Annotated in this window: 2 protein-coding genes; one reads left to right on the top strand and one right to left on the bottom strand. The window is 61.3% G+C overall.

The window, feature by feature from the left end:
• The first annotated feature begins 590 nt into the window (after nt 1-590).
• The gene (locus tag BN2476_RS46860) at nt 591-755 is read left to right on the top strand and encodes a hypothetical protein (RefSeq protein ID WP_160111856.1); all 165 of its coding nucleotides are present in this window, start codon (nt 591-593) and stop codon (nt 753-755) included.
• 76 nt (nt 756-831) lie between these two features.
• Here BN2476_RS46860 and BN2476_RS41150 read toward each other — a convergent pair whose 3' ends face one another.
• Entirely contained in the window at nt 832-1041 is a 210-nt protein-coding gene (locus BN2476_RS41150) for a twin transmembrane helix small protein (RefSeq protein WP_087737947.1), read from the bottom strand.
• Between the last annotated feature and the right edge of the window lie 455 nt (nt 1042-1496).

The raw sequence follows: 1496 nt of genomic DNA, 5'->3' as shown, positions 1-1496 counted from the left end.
TGGGCCACGCGGAGATTACGGAGTTCGACTGGAGTGCGTGACGGCAATCGCAGGGACGCGGCTGCTGCGCGGCGGTGTTCTGTCTTATACGGGACGGCCGGGCCGCAGCTGCAAAGATGCGGCCGCTTCGCAGGCCCCGCTTCGACAATACGTCCAGCATCGGACCGTCGGACATATCTGCCTCTATATCGCGAGGCCGGTAACCGCGCTGACCGTGACCCAGCTTTGGAGTTGCGATGAGATATCGAATCGGGCATCGAGAGCCAGCGCGACGTCGATTGCCTCGTTCAGAGTTCGACCGTGTTGCAACGCCATGAATGCCGCGTGTGCTGCACTGCTCTGATCGATGACAAGGGGTCGCCACCGCGGACGTACAACGAGTAAGCGCGCAGCGCTCACCCAGAGGGTGCGCGCCTTGTCCGCTTCATCGAGCAGATCTGCGAGTGGCGGGACAACCTTCGGCGGAAGTTCGCATTCATCGCGCGGATCGCATCCTCCGCACGTACTGCGATAGTGACCGTCTTTCCGTCGGTTTCGCATGCAGTCGACCGAATTAGAAAGAAGGTTGGCAATAACCTGGCTCCTCGGGGATGGTCAGCAAATCCGATTATTCTTCGCTGGTACGCCAGTCGCTCGACGATGGCGTTGTCCTCGACTGGCCAGCGGGGGAGAGGGCTGATGTGGCACGCGAGCGGGCGAAACTGGCTGCGCTCGTCAAGGCCGAGGGGATCCAGGCATCGTCGCTGAGGGAATAGCCAGCACGGGATCTTCACACGGGAATTCATGCCGCCGCCCGACTTCACGTATTGTCGCTGGTTGCTGCAGTCTGCTCTAGCGGCCAAACGGAATCCCGGTCGGGTGGATCCAGCCGATCCAGTTCGCAACGAGGATCGAGAAGAAAAGCGTAATCGACAGCCCGACACGCGGCGCCAGCGACCAAACCATCCGTTGCGTCTTACCCCGATCGTGCATCATGAAATACAGCGCCGAGACCATGCTTGCGATAATCAGAATGAATGCGATGGGGACGAGAACGTGCATGAACGGCCTCTGATCGGACTTTGAGCGGCGGCCCATGCCTGAAGCCGCAAGATAGCCGACCATTTTAGGCGCTGCACATCAGCATGCGCCGCGACGTGATGCCACAGTGTCGATAAGCGTGCAAGCTACCCGTCGCGCTGGATTTGCCGGGACACATGCGGTCGTGTGCGCCAGCCCAGCCAGCCTACCGGACGAGTTGCGTGATACTGTCCACGACTTCCGGATTGGCCAGCGTGGACACGTCTCCGGGAGCCTGGCCATTGGAGATGGCGGCAAGCACGCGTCGCATGATCTTACCGGACCAGGTCTTGGGCATGCCGGGAACGATGACGACCCGATGGGGCGCTCGCGATGGCGCCGATCCTGGCAAAGACAGTGTCCGAAACCTCTTGCGCAATCTCAGGCGTCGGCTCTACGCCCGGGCTCGAGCGCAACGTAGAGTTCGGGAGGGCCTT

The sequence above is a fragment of the Paraburkholderia piptadeniae genome, assembly GCF_900007165.1.
In the GTDB taxonomy this organism is placed as follows: Bacteria; Pseudomonadota; Gammaproteobacteria; order Burkholderiales; family Burkholderiaceae; genus Paraburkholderia; species Paraburkholderia piptadeniae.
This window is presented reverse-complemented; position numbering and strand designations above follow the sequence as displayed.